The sequence below is a fragment of the Kocuria sp. KRD140 genome, from assembly GCF_017168375.1.
Classification (GTDB): domain Bacteria; phylum Actinomycetota; class Actinomycetes; order Actinomycetales; family Micrococcaceae; genus Kocuria; species Kocuria marina.
Genome location: NZ_JABFAW010000002.1, coordinates 378630 through 398128 on the forward strand (window position 1 = coordinate 378630; position 19499 = coordinate 398128).

Sequence of the window (19499 nt, forward strand, 5' to 3'; positions counted from 1 at the left end):
GGGTGCGGGTGCGCGTGGCCCTCGCTGGAGTGGATACAGCCGTGGGGAGGGCCGCACCTGTCACCGACCCGGCGGTGTGGGGCTCACAGGTCCCGTGCTTCGCGCGGTGGACGCCTAACTTGATGAGCCGCCAATGACCCATCGGCGCCGAACCTCCGGCACATCGTTCTAGGGAGCACCATGTCCACCGCATCCGTTTCCGCCGGCGCCCCCAGCGCTCGTCGTGATCTTCTCCCTGCTGGCGGGTCGCAACGCGTCCAAGTTATGGACCAACGAGGCGCCCGCGAAGGACGTCTCCCCCGCCGACTGACCATTCCCCGCGTACCGGGACGCAGCGGCGTTGTCCGCCGTTCGGGTGAGCCCCCGGGTCCGGACCTGTCGGCGCGGTCCGCTCCGGTGTCACACCCGACGACGCCGCCGCATCCCTCCCCGCTCGCGACGCACGTGTCTGCCCGTGGCGGGTCTGCGGCGCAACCGTGCCAGCGCACCGGGGCCGAGGTTCGCGGGGCCGGGCAGGCGCCACCCGAAACGGCGCGCTGCGACGCTGACCACGGCGCTGAGGACGATGGCCCCGGCCATACCGGCGGTCTCGTGACCCAGGCCCGCGAGCAGCGCCATGAGGCCACTCGAGAGCAGGGCGCTCGTGGCGTAGAGGGTGTTCCCGCCGAAGATGGCGGGCAACCGGCCCACGGCGATGTCCCGGATCATCCCCCCGCCCACGGCGGTGACGACCCCCAGCAGGATGGCCGGTGGCCATGCGAGCCCGGCACCCAGGGCCTTGACGGTGCCCGTGGCGGCCCAGCACCCCACCGAGAGACAGTCGGCCACGAACAGGGCGCGCATCGTCCAGCGGTGACCGAAGACCATGAGGTAGGCGATCACCGCGCCGGCGAGCGCGGAGGTGAGGTAGGCGGGGTTGGTCAGCGCCACCGGGAAGCCCTGTTGCAGCAGCGTGTCCCGCAGCATGCCGCCGCCCAGTCCGGAGACGATGGCGAGCACCGTGAATCCCACGAGGTCCATGCGCAATTGGCGGGCCACGACGCCGCCCAGGATCCCGTTGGTCAGCACGCCCAGCAGATCCACGGCGCTGAAGACGGATGCCGCCTCGATGCTCACTGCGTGTTCTCCCGTCGACCCGTTGCGTGAACGGGGACCAGCATAGGGGCCCACCGGCGCGCCGGGCGGCAACCGGCACGTCGATCGGTTTCGCGGGCGGGAGCCCCGGCTGCCCGTGACGCACCCCGTGCGGGTATCACTGCACGTCAGAGTGGATCCGAAGATTCACCCGGGAGCAATCCACGGGTCACCCGCGGCGCCGATCATGAGGTCATGACTCCTCAGAACGGCCCCTTGAACCGTCGTCAGCTCATGAGTGGGGCCGCACTGGCCGCCGCCGTGACCGCCGTACCCTCCGCCGCCCTCGCCCATGACAAGCCCTCCGGCGGGCCGGGGCTCGTGGTCGAGCGCCTCACCCTGCCGAGCGGGGTGGCCAGCGGTGACGTGACCTCCGATTCCGCCGTGCTGTGGGCCCGCTCCTCCGGTGCGGGACGTTTGCACGCCGTACTGCGGGCCACCGCGGCGGACGGCACCGTCCTGCGCGGGCGCCACGCCACCAAGCTGCACCTCGTGGGCGGGTGGGCCCACCCCGGGACCGACCACACGGCCAAGATCCTGGCCCGGAAGCTTCCCGCCGGAACCCGCTTCGACGTGACGTACCGTTTCGAGGACGACTCCGGACGCATGGGTGAGCGACTCACGGGGTCGTTCACGACCGCCCCGGAGCGTACGAACCGCCGCGGTCAGTGCGCTCCCCAGTCCTTTGTATGGACCGCTGACACCGCCGGTCAGGGCTACGGCATCAACCCGGAGATCGGAGGCATGCGCGGTTATGCGGCAATGCATGCCACGCGGCCCGATTTCTTCCTGCACTCCGGGGACACGATTTACGCGGACAACCCCCTGGAGCCCACGCGCCAGGTACCGGGTGAACCGCTGTGGCGCAATGAGGTCACGGAGGAGGTCTCCAAGGTCGCCGAGACGCTTGCCGAGTTCCGGGGCCGCCACCGCTACAACATGATGGACACCAACCTGCGGGCCATGTACGCGGAGGTCCCCGTGATCGCGCAGTGGGACGACCACGAGACCACTAACAACTGGTGGCCCGGTGAGGTCCTGGACGACCCGCGGTACACGCAGGTCCGGGACGTGGACACCCTGGCCGCCCGCGGTCGGCAGGCGTGGCAGGAGTACATGCCCATCGCCGACTCCCGCGCACTGCGCCGCGGCACCGGTTTCGAGCCCGCGCGCATCCACCGCAAGATCGCCCGGGGCCCTCATCTGGACGTCTTCGCCCTGGACATGCGCACGTTCAAGAGCGAGAACACCAATGGGCTGGAGTCGCACGAGACGGAGATCCTGGGCGAGGAACAGACCCGGTGGTTGATCCACGAGCTGTGCCGGTCCCGGGCCACGTGGAAGGTCATCGGCAACGACCTCCCCCTGGGTCTGGTGGTCCCGGACGGGAAGGGACAGGAATCCATCTCCAACGCGAACCACGGTGCACCACTGGGCCGTGAGCTGCAGCTGGCCCGCGTGCTCAAGGCGATCAAGGACCACCGGATCAAGAACGTGGTGTTCCTCACCGGGGACGTGCACTACTGCGCAGCCCACCACTACTCCCCGGAGCGGGCCGCGTTCAAGGACTTCACGCCGTTCTGGGAGTTCGTGGCCGGGCCCATCAACGCCGGTTCCTTCGGCCCCAACGAGCTGGACCGCACGTTCGGCCCCCGCGTGGACTTCCAACAGGCCGGTCCGCCCATGGGCTCCCCGCGCTCGGGCGAGCACCAGTACTTCGGACACGTGAACGTCTCGGGGGACGGCAGCGCGTTCACGGTGCGCCTCATCAACGCCAACGGCACCACGGTCTACACCCGCACGCTCACGCCGCAGCGGTGACCGCCGCGTGCGCCCTGCGGCACCCACGAACACCCCGCTGGCGTGGTGTTGCGTGCTCCGCGGATGCGCCAGGATAGGAGCATGAACGACACCCTGCCCGGTTACACCGTCCTGGACGGCCCGCCCACGATCCCGGACTACCTGACGCTGCGCCGTGAGGCGGGGATGAGCCCCAAGACCGAGGAGCAGGCCGCGGCCGGGATCGGCGGCGCGTGGGCGGCGGTCCACGTGATCCACGACGAGTCCGGCGACACCGTGGGCATGGGCCGGGTGATCGGGGACGGCGGGTGGTACTTCCACGTCATCGACATGGCGGTGTTGCCGCCGCACCAGGGCAGGGGTATCGGCTCCGCGGTCCTGCGCGCGCTGCTGGATCGCATCCGCCGCGACGCACCGCCGGGCGTGTACGTGTCCCTCATGGCGGATGAGCCCGGACGTCCGCTGTACGAGCGGCACGGGTTCACGGACCCGGCGCCGCGGACCATCGGGATGAGCCTGTCCTTGGATCGTGGTGCGCATGACTGAGCGTCCCTCCGCTCGGGGAAATCCGGGGTCCGCCCCACAGGACGACGGCGACGCCGCCCCGGGTCACGCCGTGTCAGGTCGCACCGTCCCGCCATCCGATGATCCGCCCGCACGGTGCGTCCCACCGGGATCCGGTACGCGACCGCGGGGCGCTTCGAACAACCGACGCCCGTAGCGGCGTCGTCCGCCGAAATCCACGCGACGGACCCGGCGCCCGCGTGCCCGCAACCGCCCATGCCGTTCCTGGACGACGTCGTGGGCAGCAACATCGGCGCGCTGCCCCAGGACGAGGACTGCTTGCGCGTGTCCGTCACAGTGCCCGCGAACACGCCGCCGGACGCCGGGCTGCCCGTGATGGTGTGGATCCACGGCGGGTCGTACGCATCCGGGGCGGGAGACGCGCCGTTCTACGACCCGCGCGCGCTCGTGAGCGAACAGCGCGTGGTCGTGGTGAACGTGACGTACCGACTGGGGCTGCTCGGTTTCCTGGGCGACGGCGCGGACATCCCCGCCAACCTCGGGTTGCTGGACATGATCGCCGCCCTGCGCTGGACGCGCGAGAACATCGCCGCGTTCGGCGGCGACCCGGCCAACGTCACGGCGTTCGGTCAGTCCGCGGGCGGGGACGCCGTCGCGCACCTCATGATCGCCGACGGCGCTCGGGGCCTGTTCCGCCGTGCCGTCATCCAGAGCGCGCCGTTCGGCCTATTGGCCGGGCGCGCCAGGATGAGCGAGCTCATGGCCACGACCGCGAGCACGCTGGCCCGGGACGCGTCGCTCGACGACATCCGCTCGATGCAGCAGCGCGTGGCCAAGGCCGCCACGCGGTTCGGACTCAAGGGCCAGATGCCGTTCGGACTGCAGTACGGCCACGACCCGCTGCCGCCGGAATCCGAACTGGACCGGCACTGGCGCGAGGCCGCCCCACACGTGGAGGTCCTCGTGGGCAACACGACCCGCGAGGCCGCGCTGTTCACCGCGCGCATCCCCCCGCTGCTACGGCGGATGAACCACCCCCGCAAGTCCCGCGGTGTGGAGCGGATCCTGATCAGCCCGTTCACCCAGCGGCTCTACGGACGGGGTGCCCGCCGGTTCGCGCAACGCCATGTCAGCTCGGGTGGCACGGGAGCGCGCTACGAGTTCTCATGGGGCGTGGGGCGCAGCCCGATCGCCGCGGCGCACATCTCCGAGCTGCCCCTGCTCTTCCCGGGCCCGGCGTGGGAGCGCACCCCCATGGTCGAGGGACACACGTGGGCGGACGTCCTCGCCGACGGCGCTCGCTTGCGTCGCGTGTGGGCGGACTTCGCGCGGGGCGAGCCCGTTGCGAGCGATTCCCGCGCCGGGCTGCGGGTGTTCCCGCCGGATACGGGTCGTGCCGTCTGAACCGGGTTTCTCGGGAGCACGGGTCACTCGACGGCGTCGGGCGTGAACAGGTCCTCGATCCGGCACTCGAACACGGCGGCGAGCCGGAACGCCAACGGGAGGCTGGGGTCGAACCGGCCGCGCTCGATCGAGATCACGGTCTGGCGGGAGACGCCCAGCAATTGCGCGAGGTGGGCCTGCGACCACGACCGGTCTCCCCTCCGCTCCGCAATCCGGTTGTCCACTAGGCCCCTCGCCTGTTGAGTACCGCGTAGCGGATGGCGGCATCAGCCATGACGAACACGAGCAACAGCACCAGGAGGGTCGATCCCGCGATCTCGAATTGCGTGAGGGCCAGGACGACGCAGCCCAGCCCGGCCACCACCAGGAAGTCGTGGAAGGCGCCCGAGGCCGCCTTCTCGTACCACTGGCCCTCCACGTTGTCCTCCGCGCGGGGATCGGACTTCACCGTGTATCGGGAGACGAACACGAACCAGGACAGGGCGAACATGGGCCCGGCGGTGCACACCGCGAAGATGACGAACGCCATGAGCCGGTTCTCGTCGGAGAACCATGCAGCCACGCCACCCAGCGCCGCCGCGGCGAGCGCACCGGTGATGAGCATGGTGACATAGGCGGACGGGGGCGCCTCCATCCGGCGCTCTGCTCGAGTGGTCATGACTGCGATCCCTTCACCCGGTCGGAGCGGGGATACCGTTCCGAATGTCGATGACTACAGTCAAGTGTGCTTGACACCCGATGTCAAGGGTGTTTGACATCCCGAGGTTCAACGCTTCGAGGGGTGTCCTCCGGGTCGACGGCGATGCCCGCGGCGCGGGCGATGTCACCGTAGATCCGCGCGAGGTCGTCCAGGGAGCTGTGGGCGTTGAGACCGCTGGGGTTGGGTGCTACGAACAAGTCGGTGCCCGGCCACGGTGAATCCTGCCGACCCGTGACGGCCTTGGGGCGGTCGAAGGCCGCGCGGTACGCGGTGATGCCGAGCACCGCAACCACGGCGGGATGCTCCGCGCGGACCAGTCGGTCCAGCCGCTGTGCCCCCTCGTGGAACTCCTCCGCGGTGAGCTCATCCGCCCGCGCAGTGGCCCGGGGACACACGTTGCTGATCCCGATCCCCCGGTCGGTCAGTTGCGCCAGCTCCTCCGGGACGTAGCCGTCGGCGGCGTTGATCAGGGTCGGGGTGATCCCCGCGCGGTGCAGCGCCGGGTAGAAACGGTTACCCGGCCGGGCGAAGTGCGCACCGGTCGCGGCGGTCCACAGCCCCGGGTTGATTCCCACGAACAACAGCCGCAACGGCTGGGGCAGCAGATCCGGGACGGTGCGATCCCGGTAGGAGTCGAGTTCGGCGCGTGAGAATCCCATGGTGGATCATGCTAGGCCGCGGCACCGACGGCCCGGATCGATGCCGGGACACAGCTGGGACGCTCGCGACAGGACGCCCCTCCGGGGGAGCGGATGGAGCCGCGGCGGGACGACCCTCCGGAGGAGCAGACCGCGCAGCGCGAGCACACCGGGCCGCAACCCGCGCGGCTCACGTCGCGGGCGGCGTCGGCCCCGTGGACGGCGGACGGCCCGCGCGCACGGCGGCCACACCGGCGAGGATCACGAGCCCCATCCCGATGATCTCTGGAGGGCCCAGCACCTGCCCCAGGATCACCCACCCCACGAGCGCGGCCACGGCCGGTGCCAGACTCACCAGGATCGAGAACGTCTCGGCGGCCAACCTGCGCAGTGACGCGAGTTCGAGGGCGTAGGGCAGCGCCGAGGACAGCAACGCCACCGCGAGCCCCACGAGCAACACGCGCGGCTCGAGCAGCGCCGCTCCACCGCTCGCGATCCCGAAGGGCGCCGCGAGTACCGCGCCCACCACCATGGCCCACGCGAGCCCCTCGGTCCCCGGGAAGCTGCGCCCCGCCTGCCGGGACATCAGGATGTACACGGCCCACATCGCGGCCGCAGCCATGGCGAAGAACACACCCGCGAGGTCGGGGACCCCGGAGCCCGGGCCCACACCGCTCAACAGCACGACGCCCGCGAGCGCCAGCGCGGCCCACAGCACCCCGCTCCACTTCCGGGACAGCACCACGGACAGCGCGAGCGGGCCGAGCAGTTCGATGGTCACCGCGACCCCGAGCGGCAATCGCGCAATGGCCTGGTAGATCAGCAGGTTCATCCCACCGAGGGCCACCCCGAAGGCGAGCACGACCCCGATCGTGTGCCGCGTGAGCCCCGCCGGGGAAGGTCGCACGACGGCGCACAGCACCACCGCGGCAATGAACAGTCGCAGGAACACGGCACCCGTGGCGCCCACGTGGTCGAACAGGCTCACGGCGATCGCCGCGCCCGTCTGCGTGACGAACGCCGCGGCGACCACGAGCAGCACGCCCTGCGCGGACGAACCACCGCTCTCCCGGGCCGTCGGTGAGGTCGTGGGATTCACGGCGTCCACGCTACGCGGTACCTGGTCAGCTCGCGACGACGCCGCTGCGCTCGCGTCCCGCGCGGGTGTCGAGTGCCCGGGTGCCCCGGTAGCGACCCCGGACCAGGGCGATGATCCAGATCACCAAGGTCACGGCCGCGAGGACGAACGCCGCGGTTCCCACCACCTGGGACTCGGGTCCGCTGGAGGTGCGGGCCACCCCGATCCACACGAGCGCCCACACCACGGCCGCGGCCACGGTGAAACGCGGACCCAGGAGCCGGGCGGAGACGGCGGTGAGGAGCACGCAGCCATGCGGCGTTGAGCACTATGGACACCCCGGCGAGCCAGCCGATCCGGCGCTCCCGCGCGTTCGTCGCGACGCTCGGCAGCCATTGCCGCACGGTGTAGGGGAACAGGCCCACCTAGATCACGGACCAGATGGAGAACGCGGTGCCCGCGGGAGCGATCAGGGTCGCTCCGAGTCCAGGGCTCCCCCGGCGATGTCAGCCACGAAGGTCCCGGTCACCCCGACGCCCACGAGTGTCCCGGCGATGCAGAACACCCCGCTCAAGGTCACGAAGACATGGCGGCCGAGGTCGGAGTGCACCCGGGGTTCTCCTGTGGTCGTGGACTCAGAACCCTGTCGGCCGGGGCGGCGACGCCCGCGCGTGTTAACCGCGGGGCCCGCCCGGAGGCGCTCCGCGCGGGAATGATGCGCGCCGATCGGCGGCATCGCAGCGGATCAGCGGTCGGTGAGCAGGAACGTGCGCAGCGCGGAGATGACCTCGTCCGGGCGGTCCGCGTGCACCCAGTGGCTCGCACCGCGCACCGTGGTCCGCACCGTGCGCGGGAAGAGCGCGCGCATCGCGGGGACGTCGCTGTCCTGGACGTAGTCGGAACGCTCCCCCGCGATCCACAGCACGTGCCCCATGAAGGTGCGCCCTGCGACGTCGTCCGCGGGCCAGTCCCCGATGGCGCCGAGCTCGGCATGGAGCAGGCCCAGGTTGGGCTGCCACCCGAAACCGCCGTCCCGGTGGCGCAGGTTCTGGAGGAGGAAACCGCGCACGTGGTCCTCGGGGATCTCGGGGCGCAGCGCGGCGTCCGCCTGGGAGCGGTGGCTGACGTCGCTCAGGTCCAGGCGCTGCAGGGCGCCCAGCAGGTGCTCGAAGTCGCCCCGCCCGGCACCGGACTCCTGCGCACCCACCGGGGAGATGTCCACGACCACGAGCCGGCGTACGAGTTCCGGGTGACGCAGGGCCAGGATCATGGCGACCTTGCCGCCCATCGAGTGGCCCACCACGTCCACGGGACCGTCCGCGGCGAAGGACTCACGCAGCTCGGCGGCCACGGTATCCGCCATGGCTGCGTAGCCGAAGCTCTCGGTCCAGGCGGACTCACCGTGGTTGGGCAGGTCCACGAGCAAGCTGCGGAACTCGGGTCGCAATCCCTTGGCGATGTTCGTGAAGTTCTTGCCGCGGCCGAACAGCCCGTGCAGGAACACGACGCGATGCTCGCCGTCTCCCACGAGCGTGGTCTTCACGAGGGGTTTCTGGTCCTGGGGCACGGGCCCAATCTACTGTGCGCGCCCACCGCGCCCCAAAGCGGACACCGCCCCGCACGCGGCGTGGATGCCGGGTACGGGGCGGTGGATCCGGGACGTCCCGGATGAGGACGGATCAGTTCTGCGAGCCCTTGAGCCGTTCGATGTGCTGGGACGCCTCCGCCTTGGTGAGATCCGCGGGCAGTTCCTCCCCGGCCTGCTTGGCGAGGGTGTCCAGGTAGGACTTCTGGGACGCGGTCATGGGCTCATCGCCGCTGACCCAGGTCGAGGGGTCCTTCTCGAGGGACGAGTCCTGAGCGTCACCGGTCGCACCGATGGTCTCGCCCTGGGGCGCGCCATTGGTCTCTCCCTGCGGAACGCCGTTGGCGGCCTGGTCGGGCAGGGCACCGTCCGGGGTGCCGTTCTCGAGCGGGAGCTGTTCGCCCTGGGGGTCCTGTGCGGGGGTTTCGGTCATGACTGCTCCTTCGCTAGGTCTCGCGCCGGATCACCGGATGTCGTGGTGTCGACGTTAGCCCCCGCTCCGCCTCCCCGCGAGGATGTTTCGCTCACGGCGCGCAAGGTCCCACCGCTCGTACCGATCCGCAGCGGGTGTTCACCGCACGATGCTGCGGTTGCTCTCGTCCTCGCGCCGCGTCCAGCCCTTGGCGTCCAGGTGTTCGAGCAGCGGTACGGCCACCCGGCGCGTGGTGCCCCACGCCTGCCGCGCCTGGCTCGTGGTGAAGGGCTGGGGCAGCCGCGCGAGCTCGCGCATCGCGAGCGCGGGCGCGGTGGGCAACACGACGACATCGCCGGGTAACCGCAGCACCCGACCGAGCCGTTGCGCCGCCGCCAGTTCTCGCGGGCCGAGGCGCAACTCCTGCAGTTCGTACGCCTCCGGTGCCGCGAACGGATCCGCACGCAAGCGCTTCTCGAGCGCGGTGATCGCGGCCTCCGCGGCACCGAGTCCGCCGCCGCGACCGGGGACCGTGATGTATCCGTCCTGCTCCGTGAGCTGCGCCCGGGCCACGAGCATGTCCAGGAGCCGTCCGCCGGGTTCGCCGAGCGCTGTGCGGGCCGCGCCTCGGGGCAGTCCCGGGGCCAGGGGGTCGCGCTCGTGCGCGGCCTCGACCGCCGCTCGCAACTGCGTGGCCCACTCCGTGAGCCGGGGCACGTGGATCCACCATCCGTCCGCCACCACGACGTCGCCGGAGGGCGTCTCGTCCGCCGCGAACCCCAGCAGCCGCAACCGCTCGGTGCTCACCGCCCCGTACTTGACGGTTTCCGCCACGGGGTCGCCGTGGTCGGCGATGCCCGCGAGCCGAGCGGCCTCCCGGGCGGCCGCACCGCGCCGGTCCAAGGTGGGCGGGTCGACGTCGAGCACACGTGCACCCCCGACCGCGACCTGCGCCCCGGGACTGCGCAGCACGAGCCGGTCCCCCGGCACGAGGGTCATCTCGTGGTCCAGCTGCAATCGGGCGTGATCGGCATTGAGCGGTCGCAACCGAGCGCCCACGCCGGCCGTTCCCGCGTGCACCACGATCTCGGCGGGCAGTTCGTCGAACGGAGCACCCCGCTCACGGCGGACCCCGATGACGCCCGCGCTCGGCCACGCGTCCGGGGTCACGAGCACGTCCCCACGGTGGATCGCGTCCTTGCTCGTGCCCCGCAGGTTCACGGCCACGCGGTGGGTGGGTCCGATCCGCGCCACGGAATCATTCTGACTCTGGATCGAGCGCACGGTGACCACTTGCTTTCCCGCTCGACCGCGCAGGGTCAACCGGTCACCCGTGTGCAGGGTCCCGGCGGTCAGGGTCCCGGTGATCACGGTCCCGGCACCGGAAATCGTGAAGGCCCGGTCGATCCACAACCGGATCCTGGCGTCCGGGTCCGGGCCGGGCACGCGGGAGAGCACCGCGTCCAGCGTGTCCCGGAACTCGTCGAGTCCGGTTCCCTTCCGCGCCGAGACGGCCACGGCGGGAGCGTCCGCGAGACCCGTGCCGACGAGCTCCGCCCGAGCCCGCGCCACGACGTCGGCCACCCGCTCCGGAGCCCGATCCGCCTTGGTCACCACGATCATCCCGTGCTCGATCCCGAGGGCGGCGACCGCATCCCGGTGGTCCCGGGACTGGGCCTGCCAGCCCTCGTCCGCGGCCACCACGAAGCACACCACCGGAGCCGGGCCCACACCGGCAAGCATGTTGCCCAGGAACCGCTCGTGCCCGGGGACGTCCACGAACGCCACATGCCTCCCCGAGGGCAGCTCGGTCCACGCGAACCCGAGGTCGATCGTGAGCCCGCGTCGCTTCTCCTCGTCCCACCGGTCCGGTTCGATCCCCGTGAGTGCTCGGACCAGGGTGGACTTGCCGTGGTCCACGTGACCGGCCGTGGCCACGACGTACATCAGCCCACCTCCGCGAGCGCCGCGCGCACGGCGGCGAGCAGGTCGGTGTCCCGCTCCTCGGGGACGCAGCGGGGGTCCACGAGGCACGCGCCGTCGTGCACGCGCGGCAGCACGGCTGGCGTGCCGAGACGCAACGGGCGCGCGGCGGCCTCCGGGAGCCGCACGGCCCAGCCGGGCAGCGGGACACCGGGAGCACCACCCCCACCCACGCGACCATCGTGCTCCACGACGTCGGCCCCCACCGCGGCGGCCAGGGCCTCCGCGCGCTCACGCACGCGCTGCGGGTCCGCGTGCAGGGCGCTCGCGACGGGGGTGGGACCGCCCCGCAGGGTGGCCTCGAGGGCGGCGAGGGTCAGTTTGTCCGCGCGCACGGCCCGGGCCAGCGGGAAGCGCGCAAGGCGGCGGATCGTCTCGGTGCGCCCGAGCAACAGACCCGCCTGGGGCCCGCCGAGCAACTTGTCCCCGCTCGCGATCACGGCGTCCGCGCCGGCCTCGAGCGCTTCCGACAGACTCGGCTCGTGGGGCAGCGCGGGATCCGGCGTGAGCAGGCCGCTACCCACGTCCACCACGAGCGCCACCCCGTGCTCGTCCGCGAGCGCCCGCAGCTCCCCGAGCGGCACCGAGGACGTGAAGCCGTCCACCCGGAAGTTGCTGGGGTGGACCTTGAGGATGCACCCGGTCTCCGGACCCATGGCGTCCCGGTAGTCGGCGCGGTGCGTGCGGTTGGTGGTCCCCACCTCGCGCAGCCGCGCACCCGTGGATTCCATGAGGTCGGACAAGCGGAACCCGGCACCGATCTCCACGAATTCGCCCCGGCTGATCAGGACCTCGCGCCCAGCGGCCAGCGCGGTCGTGGCGAGGACCAACGCCGCGGCACCGTTGTTGACGATCAGCGCATCCTCGGCGGCGGGGCACGCGTCGAGCAGTGCCTGCCGCGCGGCGACACCCCGGCCGGAGCGCTGCCCGGTGGTCAGGTCCAGTTCCACGTCCACGTAGCCGGAGGCGTCCTGCAGGGCCTGGCGGGCGGCATCGGAGAGCGGAGCGCGGCCCAGGTTGGTGTGCACGACCACGCCCGTGGCGTTGAGCACCGGGGTCAATGAAGACGCGCCGCGCGCCGAGAGCTCGGTGACGACGGCGCTCGCGACGTCCTCGGGCGCGATCTCCCCCGCGCGTGCCCGGGCCTGCGCGGCCGTGATCGCGGCCCGCACCGCCGCGGCCCCCAGCCCGGCTCCCACGGACCCGATGCGAGGATCCGCGAGCAACCGGTCGGTACGGGGGATGCGGCTGCGGGGATCCGCTGCACTCACGGCAACTCCTCGGGATCTGTGGCGGGCGAGTGCTCAAAAAGTGGCGGAGGCGGACGGGAATCGAACCCGCCAGACCGAGCTGCTCGGTCTCACCGGTTTTGAAGACCGGGGCGCCCACCAGGACACGTACGCCTCCGGGAGCGAATGTATCACCGCACTCGGACGCCCTCGGTCGTCATGCCTCAGTAGCCTGTCCGTCCCCACTCCTAGACTGGTCGCATGACTTCCGAAGCCGCCCGCCCGTCCACGACCTCGCACCCGTCCGGGACCGGGATCGGCCGTCTCACGAGCTACGCCCACGGCGGTGGCTGCGCCTGCAAGATCCCGCCGGGCGAGCTCGAGGACGCCGTCAAGGGACTCACGGGCCAGAACTCCCCGGACGTCCTCGTGGGCCTGGACGACGGCGACGACGCCGCGGCCGTCCTCGTGCGTCCCGACCTCGCGGTGCTCTCGACCGCCGACTTCTTCACCCCCGTGGTGGACGACGCCCGCGACTGGGGCCGGATCGCCGCGGCGAACGCACTGTCCGACATCTACGCGATGGGCGGGACCCCCGTGGTCGCGATCAACCTCGTGGGCTGGCCCCGTGAACTGCTGCCCATGAGCCTGATGTCCGAGGTGCTGCAGGGCGGCCTGGACGTGGCCGCGCTCGCGGGCTGCCCCGTGATCGGTGGGCACTCGATCGACTCCCCCGAACCCACGTACGGCATGGCGGTCACCGGTACCGCAGATCCCGAACGCCTCATGCGCAACGACGCCGCCCGGCCTGGTCTGCCCATCACCCTGACCAAGCCGATCGGGGTGGGACTACTCAATAACCGGCACAAGACCACGGGCGAGGTGTTCCCCGCCGCGATCGAGACCATGACCGCGCTCAATAAGGATGCGTCTCGCTCAGCCCTTGCGGCCGGGGTGCGTGCGGCCACGGACGTGACCGGTTTCGGTCTGCTGGGCCACCTGTACAAGATGTGCCGGGCCTCCGGGGTGGCCGCCACGCTCGACGCCTCCGCGGTTCCGCTCGTCGACGGCGCCGCGGACGCCCTGCGGGACGGTTTCGTCTCGGGTGGTACCCGCCGCAACCTGGACTGGGTGCGCCCGTTCCTGTCCGCGGGATTGGGAATCACGGAGGACCAGCTGCTCCTGCTCGCGGATGCCCAGACCTCGGGCGGACTGCTCGTGGTCGGGGAGGTCCCCGGCTATCCCGTGATCGGGGAGACCACCGAGGTTCCCGCCGACGGCGATGCGCTCATCACCGTGCGCTGAACGCGCCGCTCAACTCAACCCGTCGCGCGAACCGGTCGTCCGACCGGTTGCGGGACGGCATGCGCGGTCGTCCCGGGCATGTGTTCGCACGTGAGCGGGGCAGCCCCCCGCCACGGCAGACTCAACCGGCGGTCGTGATCGAATCGTCGATGATCCCGGCGGCGCGGCGCTTCTCGAGCCGGTTGCGCTGCGGGATCACGGTGTACCGGGGGTCCTTCACGGATTCCTTGCCGGCCCAGAACACACCCCAGCGCGTGAGCGCGGAGGACGTCATGAGGGCGAGCCCCGAGGCTGCGGCGACCCAGCGGCGTCGTCCGCCGAGCAGAACGCCCGCGCCACCGATGACCGACAGCCGTTCGCTCCACGTGAGCCACGCACCGGGCTTGCCCTGTTCGAGCGGCTCCACGGAGACGGGGTCCATGGCGCCCTTCATGACGTGCATGGCCGCGAGCTCCCCCGCGACCCCGGCCACCGCGAAGAACCGCGCGGGACCGGTCTCCGCCACGGGCGTGGTCACGAGCGCAAAGCCCCCGGACGCCAAGGACGCCGAGCTGACGAACACGAACGGCAGGTGCGCGTGCATCTCGTGCCATGTGGGCACTGCGGTGTCCCCGAGCAGCACGGCGGTGTAGGCCGCGAGCGGCGCTCCGAGAACGCCGGAGGCCACGCTCGTGGGCAGCTCGAGCGCGTGCAGCACCGGGCGCAGGGGGCCGAGCGGGAGGCGTTCATCCGTCATCCGGTCCACCTCGATCGCGGCGGCCACGCCCGCGTTGGTCGCGAAACCCGCAAGCAACCACGAACCCAGGCTCATGGGCGAGGTGGGCTTGACCGTGCGCATCATGTGCAGGAACCGTTCGGGGCGCCCGAGGTCCGCGACGAGCGCCACGGTCCCGAGGCTCGCCGCTCCCAGTGCACCCAGGCGACCGTTGCGACGCAGTGCGGGCCGGTCCGTGAGGTAGCCGCCCAGGGACAGCAGCGCGGAACCACCCGCGAGACCGCCCAGGAAGAGGTAGGACGCGATCTTGGAGTCCCACGGCGGGGCCTTGACGATCGGGCGGCCGTAGTAGGACGTGAACTCGGGCTCCGGCACCACGGGCACTTCGCGGGAACCGTCACCGCCACCGCGGCGGAAGGCTCCCCCGCCCGGGGTGCGGTTCTTGCGGCGTCGTTTGCCGCGCGGCTCCTGCGGCGGACGGTAGGCGTCGTACGGGGAAATGCTCATGAGCGATCACCCGCCGTGAACGCGACCGCGCCGAGCGCCAGCATGCCCACCATGGCCATGCCCGCACGCTTGAACATGCGCGGCAGGTCCGCCGTGGGGACGCGGGGATCCGGCGGCAGGCCGTACACCTCGGGCTCGTCGAGCAGCAGGAAGATGGACCCGGTTCCGCCCACGCCGTCCTTGGGGTTGGCGCCGTAGAGCCGCGCCTCGGTCTTGCCCTGCTCGTGCAACTGGGCGACGCGCTTCTGGGCCGACTCGAGCATGGTCTCGCGCTCGCCGTACTTGATGGACGTGGTGGGGCACGCCTGCGCGCACGCCGGGGTCTGGTCGTCCTTCATACGGTCGTAGCACAGCGTGCACTTCTGGGCGATCCCGTCCTGGGGGACCTTCACAGTGTCCGGCATGGGTGCCGCACCGCGCTGGGTCTTGGGCTCCACGAGACCGTCGTCGCGGCGCTCGATCACGCCGAACGGACAGCCGGCCACGCACGTACCGCAGCCGTTGCAGATGTCCTCCTGGACCACCACGGTGCCGTACTCGGTGCGCAACAACGCGCCCGTGGGGCACACGTCCAAACACCCGGCGTGGGTGCAGTGCTTGCACACGTCCGAGGACATGAGCCACCGGAAGTCCGGGGTGTCCAGGACCGGGGAGTCGCCGTCCTGCGCGGTGGATGCGCCGCCGGTCGTGGCCGCGCTCCCGCACCCCCCTCCCCCGGACGAGCACCCGCAGCCACCGGACGCGGGTTCAGCCGACGACGACGCCGCGGGCGGACCCACGCGGGGCATCCCCAGGTCCACGAGCGCCCGCCCGGATTCCCGGGCCTGCTCGATGCGGTCCCGCGACTGCTCGATGAATGCCACGTGCCGCCACGTGTCCGCGCCCAGGCCGCCCGTGTTGTCGTACGAGGAACCCAGCAGCTCGTAGTCGGAGTCCGCGGGGTTGCGGTTCCACTCCTTGCACGCGACCTCGCACGCCTTGCACCCGATGCAGATGGAGGTGTCCGTGAAGAACCCGCGGCGCTCGTGCGGATGATCCCAGTGGGAGTCGTCCGCGAACCTGTCAGTGGGTGTCATCCGATCCGTGCTCACTCGTCCTCTTCCCGTTCCCGCACCGCGGTGCCGGCTCCTCGGGCCGTGGAACGCCCCGCGGACTGGCCCTCGCCGTGGGGACGCTTCGGATCCTCGTTCAGTTCCCGCTGCGGATCGGTGATCCGCTCGTTGCCGGTCCGGACGGTGAGCCCGGCCCGCTCCTGGTACTCCTCGATGAGCGCGATGCGTTCGGCACCGCGCGGCCGGCGGCCGGGGCGGATGTCGCACGAACCCGTCTTGAAGTTCTGGATCTGGACGTTCGGGTCCAGGGTGATCCCCAACAGGTCGTTGGCGGCGTCACCGCTGACCACGGCGTCCTTGCCCACGGCCCAGTGATAGGGCAGCCCGATCTGGTGCACGGTCTGCCCGCCCACCCGCAGCGGCGTCATCCGGTCGGTCACCAGGACCTTGACCTCGATGGCCGAGCGCGGCGAGATGATCGTGGCCCATCCAAAGGGCTCCAACCCTTGCTGTTCGGCGAGCTCCGGGGAGATCTCGCAGAACGCCTCGGGCTGCAGTTCGGACAGGTACGGCAACCAGCGGCTCATGCCACCGGCGGTGTGGTGCTCGGTCAGCCGGTACGTGGTGAACACGTACGGGTAGACCTCGCTGCCGGGCGCGCCCGCACTCGGTGCGGAGAGGTTGTCCTTGCGGGGGAACATCACGCGGGCCGGGTTCTGCTGCTGCGAGTACAGCGCATTGGCCACCGGCGACTCCTGGGGCTCGTAGTGGGTGGGCATGGGCCCGTCCACGAGACCCTTGGGGGCGTACAGCCACCCCTTGCCGTCCGCCTGCATGATGAACGGGTCGTCGCCGTGCAGCGAGGCCGCGCCACCGAGCTCCGGGTCAGGCCGCGCGCCGGGATCCTTGTCCACCGGGAAGTCGGGCACGTCCTTGCCGGTCCAGCGCCCGGACTCCTCGTCCCACCACACGAGCTTCTTCCGCTCGCTCCACGGCTTGCCCTGGGGGTCCGCCGAGGCGCGGTTGTAGAGGATCCGTCGGTTCGCGGGCCAGGCCCACGCCCACTTGGAGGCGATCTCGTCCTGCTCGCGCCCGGGAACCCGGTCCGCGGCGTGGTTCACGCCGTCCGCGTAGATCCCGGTGTAGATCCAGCACCCACCGGACGTGCTGCCGTCCGCCTTCATCTGGGTGTAGGAGGACAGCGGCTTGCCCGCATCGGGGCCGGTCTCGAACCGGCCGTTGATCTCCGCGAGCACGCTCTCGGGATCCGGCTCACCTTCCTCGGTCAGCGGGTAGTCCCACGTGAGGTCCAGCAGGGGCCGGTCCCGGGGATCCGTGGACTCCGCCAACCGGGTGCGCAGTCGCCGGCCCAGGTCGTAGAAGAAGTCCAGCTCGCTCTGCGCGTCACCCGGCGGGGAGACCGCCTGGTGGCGCCATTGCACGAGACGCTGGGTCTGTGTGAACGATCCCGACTTCTCCACGTGGGTGGCCGCGGGCATGAAGAACACCTCGGTCTGGATGTCCTCCGTCTTCAGCTCGCCGGACTCGATCTCGGGTCCGTCCTTCCACCACGTGGCGGATTCGATCATGTTCAGATCGCGCACCACGAGCCACTTGAGGTGGGACATGGCGGTGCGCTGCATGCGGCCGTTGGACGATCCCACCGCGGGGTTCTGCCCCAGCAGGAAGTACCCGTCCACCTTGTCCTCGAGCATGGCCATGAGGGTCTGGTACGTCCCGTGCGGACCGTTGATCCGCGGCATGTAGTGGTACGCCCAGTCGTTGTCGTCGCGCGCGGCGTCCCCCCACCATGCCTTGAGCAGGTTCACGGTGTAGGCGTCCGCGTCAGCCCAGTAGCCTTTCTGCGTCTTGGACCCGATCGTGCCCAGGTACTCGGTGAGCGAATCGGACTCGACCGAGGGCATGGGCAGGTAACCCGGCAGCAGGTTGAACAGCGTGGGGATGTCCGTGGAGCCCTGGATGGACGCGTGCCCGCGCAGTGCCATGACGCCCCCGCCGGGACGACCCACGTTGCCGAGCAGCAACTGCAGGATCGCGGCCGTGCGGATGAACTGCGCGCCCAGCGTGTGGTGGGTCCACCCCACGGCGTACGCGAAGCACGTGGTGCGCTCGCGTCCCGAGTTCTCGGTCACGGCACGGGCCAGGTACTCGAAGTCCGCGGCGGAGATGCCGCACACCTCCTCGACCTTCTCCGGCGTGTAGCGCGAGAAGTGGCGCTTCAGGATCTGGAAGACCGTGCGGGGGTCCTGCAGGGTCTCGTCGCAGCGCGGTTCGGACGCACCCGTGGGCGCGCCGCCGCTGCCGAACTTGTCGCCGCCGGCTTCCTCGCGTTCCTCGTCGCCCTGTTCGTGCTTGTCGGTGCCGTCACCGGCGTCGTCGTCCTCGTCGTCGTAGGCCCACGACGAGAGGTCGTACGCGCCCTTCTCGACGTCGTAGCCCGAGAAGATCCCGCCGAGGTCCTCGGTGTCCTCGAAGTCCTCGTTGATGATCGTGGCGGCGTTCGTGTAGGACACCACGTAGTCGTGGAACCACAGGTCGTGCGTGAGAACGTAGTTGATCAGCGCACCGAGCAGGGCGATGTCCGAGCCCGCCCGGATGGGGACGTGCTTGTCCGCGACCGCAGAGGTGCGCGTGAAACGCGGATCCACGTGGATGATCTTGGCGCCGCGCGCCTTCGCCTCGGAGACCCACTGGAATCCCACGGGGTGGCACTCGGCCATGTTGGATCCCTGGATCACGATGCAGTCGGCGTTCGCCATGTCCTGCAGCGACTGGGTGGCGCCGCCGCGGCCATACGAGGTTCCCAGACTGGGAACCGTGGCGGAGTGTCAAATCCGAGCCTGGTTCTCGATCTGCACGGCCCCCGCTGCAGTGAACAGCTTCTTGATCAGGTAGTTCTCTTCGTTGTCCAGCGTGGCGCCGCCCAAGGACGCGATGCCCATGGTGCGGCGCAACGGCCGGCCCTGCTCGTCCGTGTCCTGCCAACCGCGGCGTCGGGCTTCCAGGAAACGATCGGCGATCATGTCGATCGCGGTATCCCGGTCCAGGGGCTGCCACTCGGCGGCACCCGGGGCGCGGTAGAGCACCTGGGTCTGACGGCCCGGGGAGTTCACGAGCTGCTCGCTCGCCGACCCCTTGGGGCACAACCGACCGCGGGAGATCGGGGAATCCGGATCACCCTCGATCTGGACCACGCGCTCGTCCTTGACGTAGACCTTCTGGCCACACCCCACCGCGCAGTACGGGCACACGCTCTGCACCACGCGGTCCGCGCTGCTGGTGCGCGGCGTGATCTCACGCGTGCGCTGTGATTGCACCGCGGAACTGCGGCCGGTGTGATCCCCGGTCCGGAGCTGGCGGATGACCGGCCACTCGAGCGGGCTGAATCGGGACATACCTCAAGAATAGACC

The 19499-nt window shown here is 70.9% G+C and carries 18 protein-coding genes and 1 tRNA gene; 4 read left to right on the forward strand and 15 right to left on the reverse strand.

Annotated elements, in window-relative coordinates; all coding sequences use genetic code 11:
• Positions 1-399: 399 nt before the first annotated feature.
• Complete coding sequence (locus J1M36_RS03935; RefSeq protein WP_206478692.1) at positions 400-1116, reverse strand: TRIC cation channel family protein; 717 nt, start codon at positions 1114-1116, stop codon at positions 400-402.
• 213 nt (positions 1117-1329) lie between these two features.
• Between J1M36_RS03935 and J1M36_RS03940 the strand changes: the two genes are divergently transcribed.
• The 3 genes from J1M36_RS03940 (at position 1330) to J1M36_RS03950 (ending at position 4863) form a co-directional block, all read left to right on the forward strand.
• Positions 1330-2955, forward strand: coding sequence for an alkaline phosphatase D family protein (locus J1M36_RS03940; protein ID WP_206478693.1), 1626 nt, complete (start codon positions 1330-1332; stop codon positions 2953-2955).
• Between the two features lie 81 nt (positions 2956-3036).
• The gene (locus tag J1M36_RS03945; protein WP_193518815.1) at positions 3037-3480 is read left to right on the forward strand and encodes a GNAT family N-acetyltransferase; all 444 of its coding nucleotides are present in this window, start codon (positions 3037-3039) and stop codon (positions 3478-3480) included.
• A 114-nt stretch (positions 3481-3594) separates the two neighbouring features.
• Entirely contained in the window at positions 3595-4863 is a 1269-nt protein-coding gene (locus J1M36_RS03950; protein ID WP_206478694.1) for a carboxylesterase family protein, read from the forward strand.
• 23 nt (positions 4864-4886) lie between these two features.
• Here J1M36_RS03950 and J1M36_RS03955 read toward each other — a convergent pair whose 3' ends face one another.
• From J1M36_RS03955 to J1M36_RS04005, 11 genes are all read right to left on the reverse strand, one after another.
• Complete coding sequence (locus J1M36_RS03955) at positions 4887-5087, reverse strand: helix-turn-helix transcriptional regulator (RefSeq protein ID WP_064846036.1); 201 nt, start codon at positions 5085-5087, stop codon at positions 4887-4889.
• Entirely contained in the window at positions 5087-5521 is a 435-nt protein-coding gene (locus J1M36_RS03960; protein ID WP_143470061.1) for a hypothetical protein, read from the reverse strand. Before J1M36_RS03960 ends, J1M36_RS03955 begins: the two co-directional genes overlap by 1 nt.
• 83 nt (positions 5522-5604) lie before the next feature.
• Positions 5605-6222, reverse strand: coding sequence for a mismatch-specific DNA-glycosylase (locus tag J1M36_RS03965; RefSeq protein ID WP_206478695.1), 618 nt, complete (start codon positions 6220-6222; stop codon positions 5605-5607).
• A gap of 169 nt (positions 6223-6391) precedes the next feature.
• On the reverse strand, positions 6392-7300 hold the full coding sequence (locus J1M36_RS03970; protein ID WP_206478696.1) for an EamA family transporter: 909 nt from the start codon (positions 7298-7300) through the stop codon (positions 6392-6394).
• A 25-nt stretch (positions 7301-7325) separates the two neighbouring features.
• On the reverse strand, positions 7326-7586 hold the full coding sequence (locus J1M36_RS03975) for a hypothetical protein (RefSeq protein WP_206478697.1): 261 nt from the start codon (positions 7584-7586) through the stop codon (positions 7326-7328).
• A 162-nt stretch (positions 7587-7748) separates the two neighbouring features.
• Positions 7749-7889 carry a hypothetical protein gene (locus J1M36_RS03980; protein WP_179861254.1) on the reverse strand — a complete coding sequence of 47 codons (141 nt, stop codon included), beginning with the start codon at positions 7887-7889 and terminating at the stop codon, positions 7749-7751.
• Positions 7890-8024: 135 nt separating this feature from the next.
• Positions 8025-8846, reverse strand: coding sequence for an alpha/beta fold hydrolase (locus J1M36_RS03985; protein WP_206478698.1), 822 nt, complete (start codon positions 8844-8846; stop codon positions 8025-8027).
• Positions 8847-8958: 112 nt separating this feature from the next.
• Positions 8959-9159 carry a DUF3072 domain-containing protein gene (locus J1M36_RS03990; protein ID WP_231885531.1) on the reverse strand — a complete coding sequence of 67 codons (201 nt, stop codon included), beginning with the start codon at positions 9157-9159 and terminating at the stop codon, positions 8959-8961.
• A 276-nt stretch (positions 9160-9435) separates the two neighbouring features.
• Entirely contained in the window at positions 9436-11223 is a 1788-nt protein-coding gene (gene selB, locus J1M36_RS03995) for a selenocysteine-specific translation elongation factor (protein WP_206478700.1), read from the reverse strand.
• Entirely contained in the window at positions 11223-12530 is a 1308-nt protein-coding gene (selA, locus tag J1M36_RS04000; protein ID WP_193518822.1) for an L-seryl-tRNA(Sec) selenium transferase, read from the reverse strand. The genes selB and selA overlap by 1 nt, the downstream gene beginning before the upstream one ends.
• A 41-nt stretch (positions 12531-12571) precedes the next feature.
• Positions 12572-12666: transfer RNA gene (locus J1M36_RS04005), tRNA-Sec, on the reverse strand.
• A gap of 83 nt (positions 12667-12749) precedes the next feature.
• Here J1M36_RS04005 and selD point away from each other — a divergent pair.
• Entirely contained in the window at positions 12750-13793 is a 1044-nt protein-coding gene (gene selD, locus J1M36_RS04010; RefSeq protein WP_193518823.1) for a selenide, water dikinase SelD, read from the forward strand.
• A gap of 121 nt (positions 13794-13914) precedes the next feature.
• Here the strand turns inward: selD and nrfD are convergent, their stop codons facing one another.
• The 3 genes from nrfD to fdh are packed head-to-tail and all read right to left on the reverse strand — an operon-like array spanning position 13915 to position 19483.
• Positions 13915-15015, reverse strand: a complete 1101-nt coding sequence (gene nrfD, locus J1M36_RS04015; protein ID WP_064846027.1) for an NrfD/PsrC family molybdoenzyme membrane anchor subunit — start codon at positions 15013-15015, stop codon at positions 13915-13917.
• Positions 15012-16091, reverse strand: coding sequence for a 4Fe-4S dicluster domain-containing protein (locus J1M36_RS04020; RefSeq protein WP_035965484.1), 1080 nt, complete (start codon positions 16089-16091; stop codon positions 15012-15014). Before J1M36_RS04020 ends, nrfD begins: the two co-directional genes overlap by 4 nt.
• 11 nt (positions 16092-16102) lie before the next feature.
• The gene (gene fdh, locus J1M36_RS04025; RefSeq protein ID WP_231885519.1) at positions 16103-19483 is read right to left on the reverse strand and encodes a formate dehydrogenase; all 3381 of its coding nucleotides are present in this window, start codon (positions 19481-19483) and stop codon (positions 16103-16105) included.
• Between the last annotated feature and the right edge of the window lie 16 nt (positions 19484-19499).

Coding starts and splice junctions, on each gene's coding strand:
- J1M36_RS03945 (WP_193518815.1), top strand. CDS start 3,037: ATGAACGACACCCTGCCCGGTTACACCGTCCTGGACGGCCCGCCCACG.
- nrfD (WP_064846027.1), bottom strand. CDS start 15,015: ATGAGCATTTCCCCGTACGACGCCTACCGTCCGCCGCAGGAGCCGCGC.
- J1M36_RS03960 (WP_143470061.1), bottom strand. CDS start 5,521: ATGACCACTCGAGCAGAGCGCCGGATGGAGGCGCCCCCGTCCGCCTAT.
- selB (WP_206478700.1), bottom strand. CDS start 11,223: ATGTACGTCGTGGCCACGGCCGGTCACGTGGACCACGGCAAGTCCACC.
- J1M36_RS03965 (WP_206478695.1), bottom strand. CDS start 6,222: ATGGGATTCTCACGCGCCGAACTCGACTCCTACCGGGATCGCACCGTC.
- J1M36_RS03940 (WP_206478693.1), top strand. CDS start 1,330: ATGACTCCTCAGAACGGCCCCTTGAACCGTCGTCAGCTCATGAGTGGG.
- J1M36_RS04020 (WP_035965484.1), bottom strand. CDS start 16,091: ATGACACCCACTGACAGGTTCGCGGACGACTCCCACTGGGATCATCCG.
- selD (WP_193518823.1), top strand. CDS start 12,750: ATGACTTCCGAAGCCGCCCGCCCGTCCACGACCTCGCACCCGTCCGGG.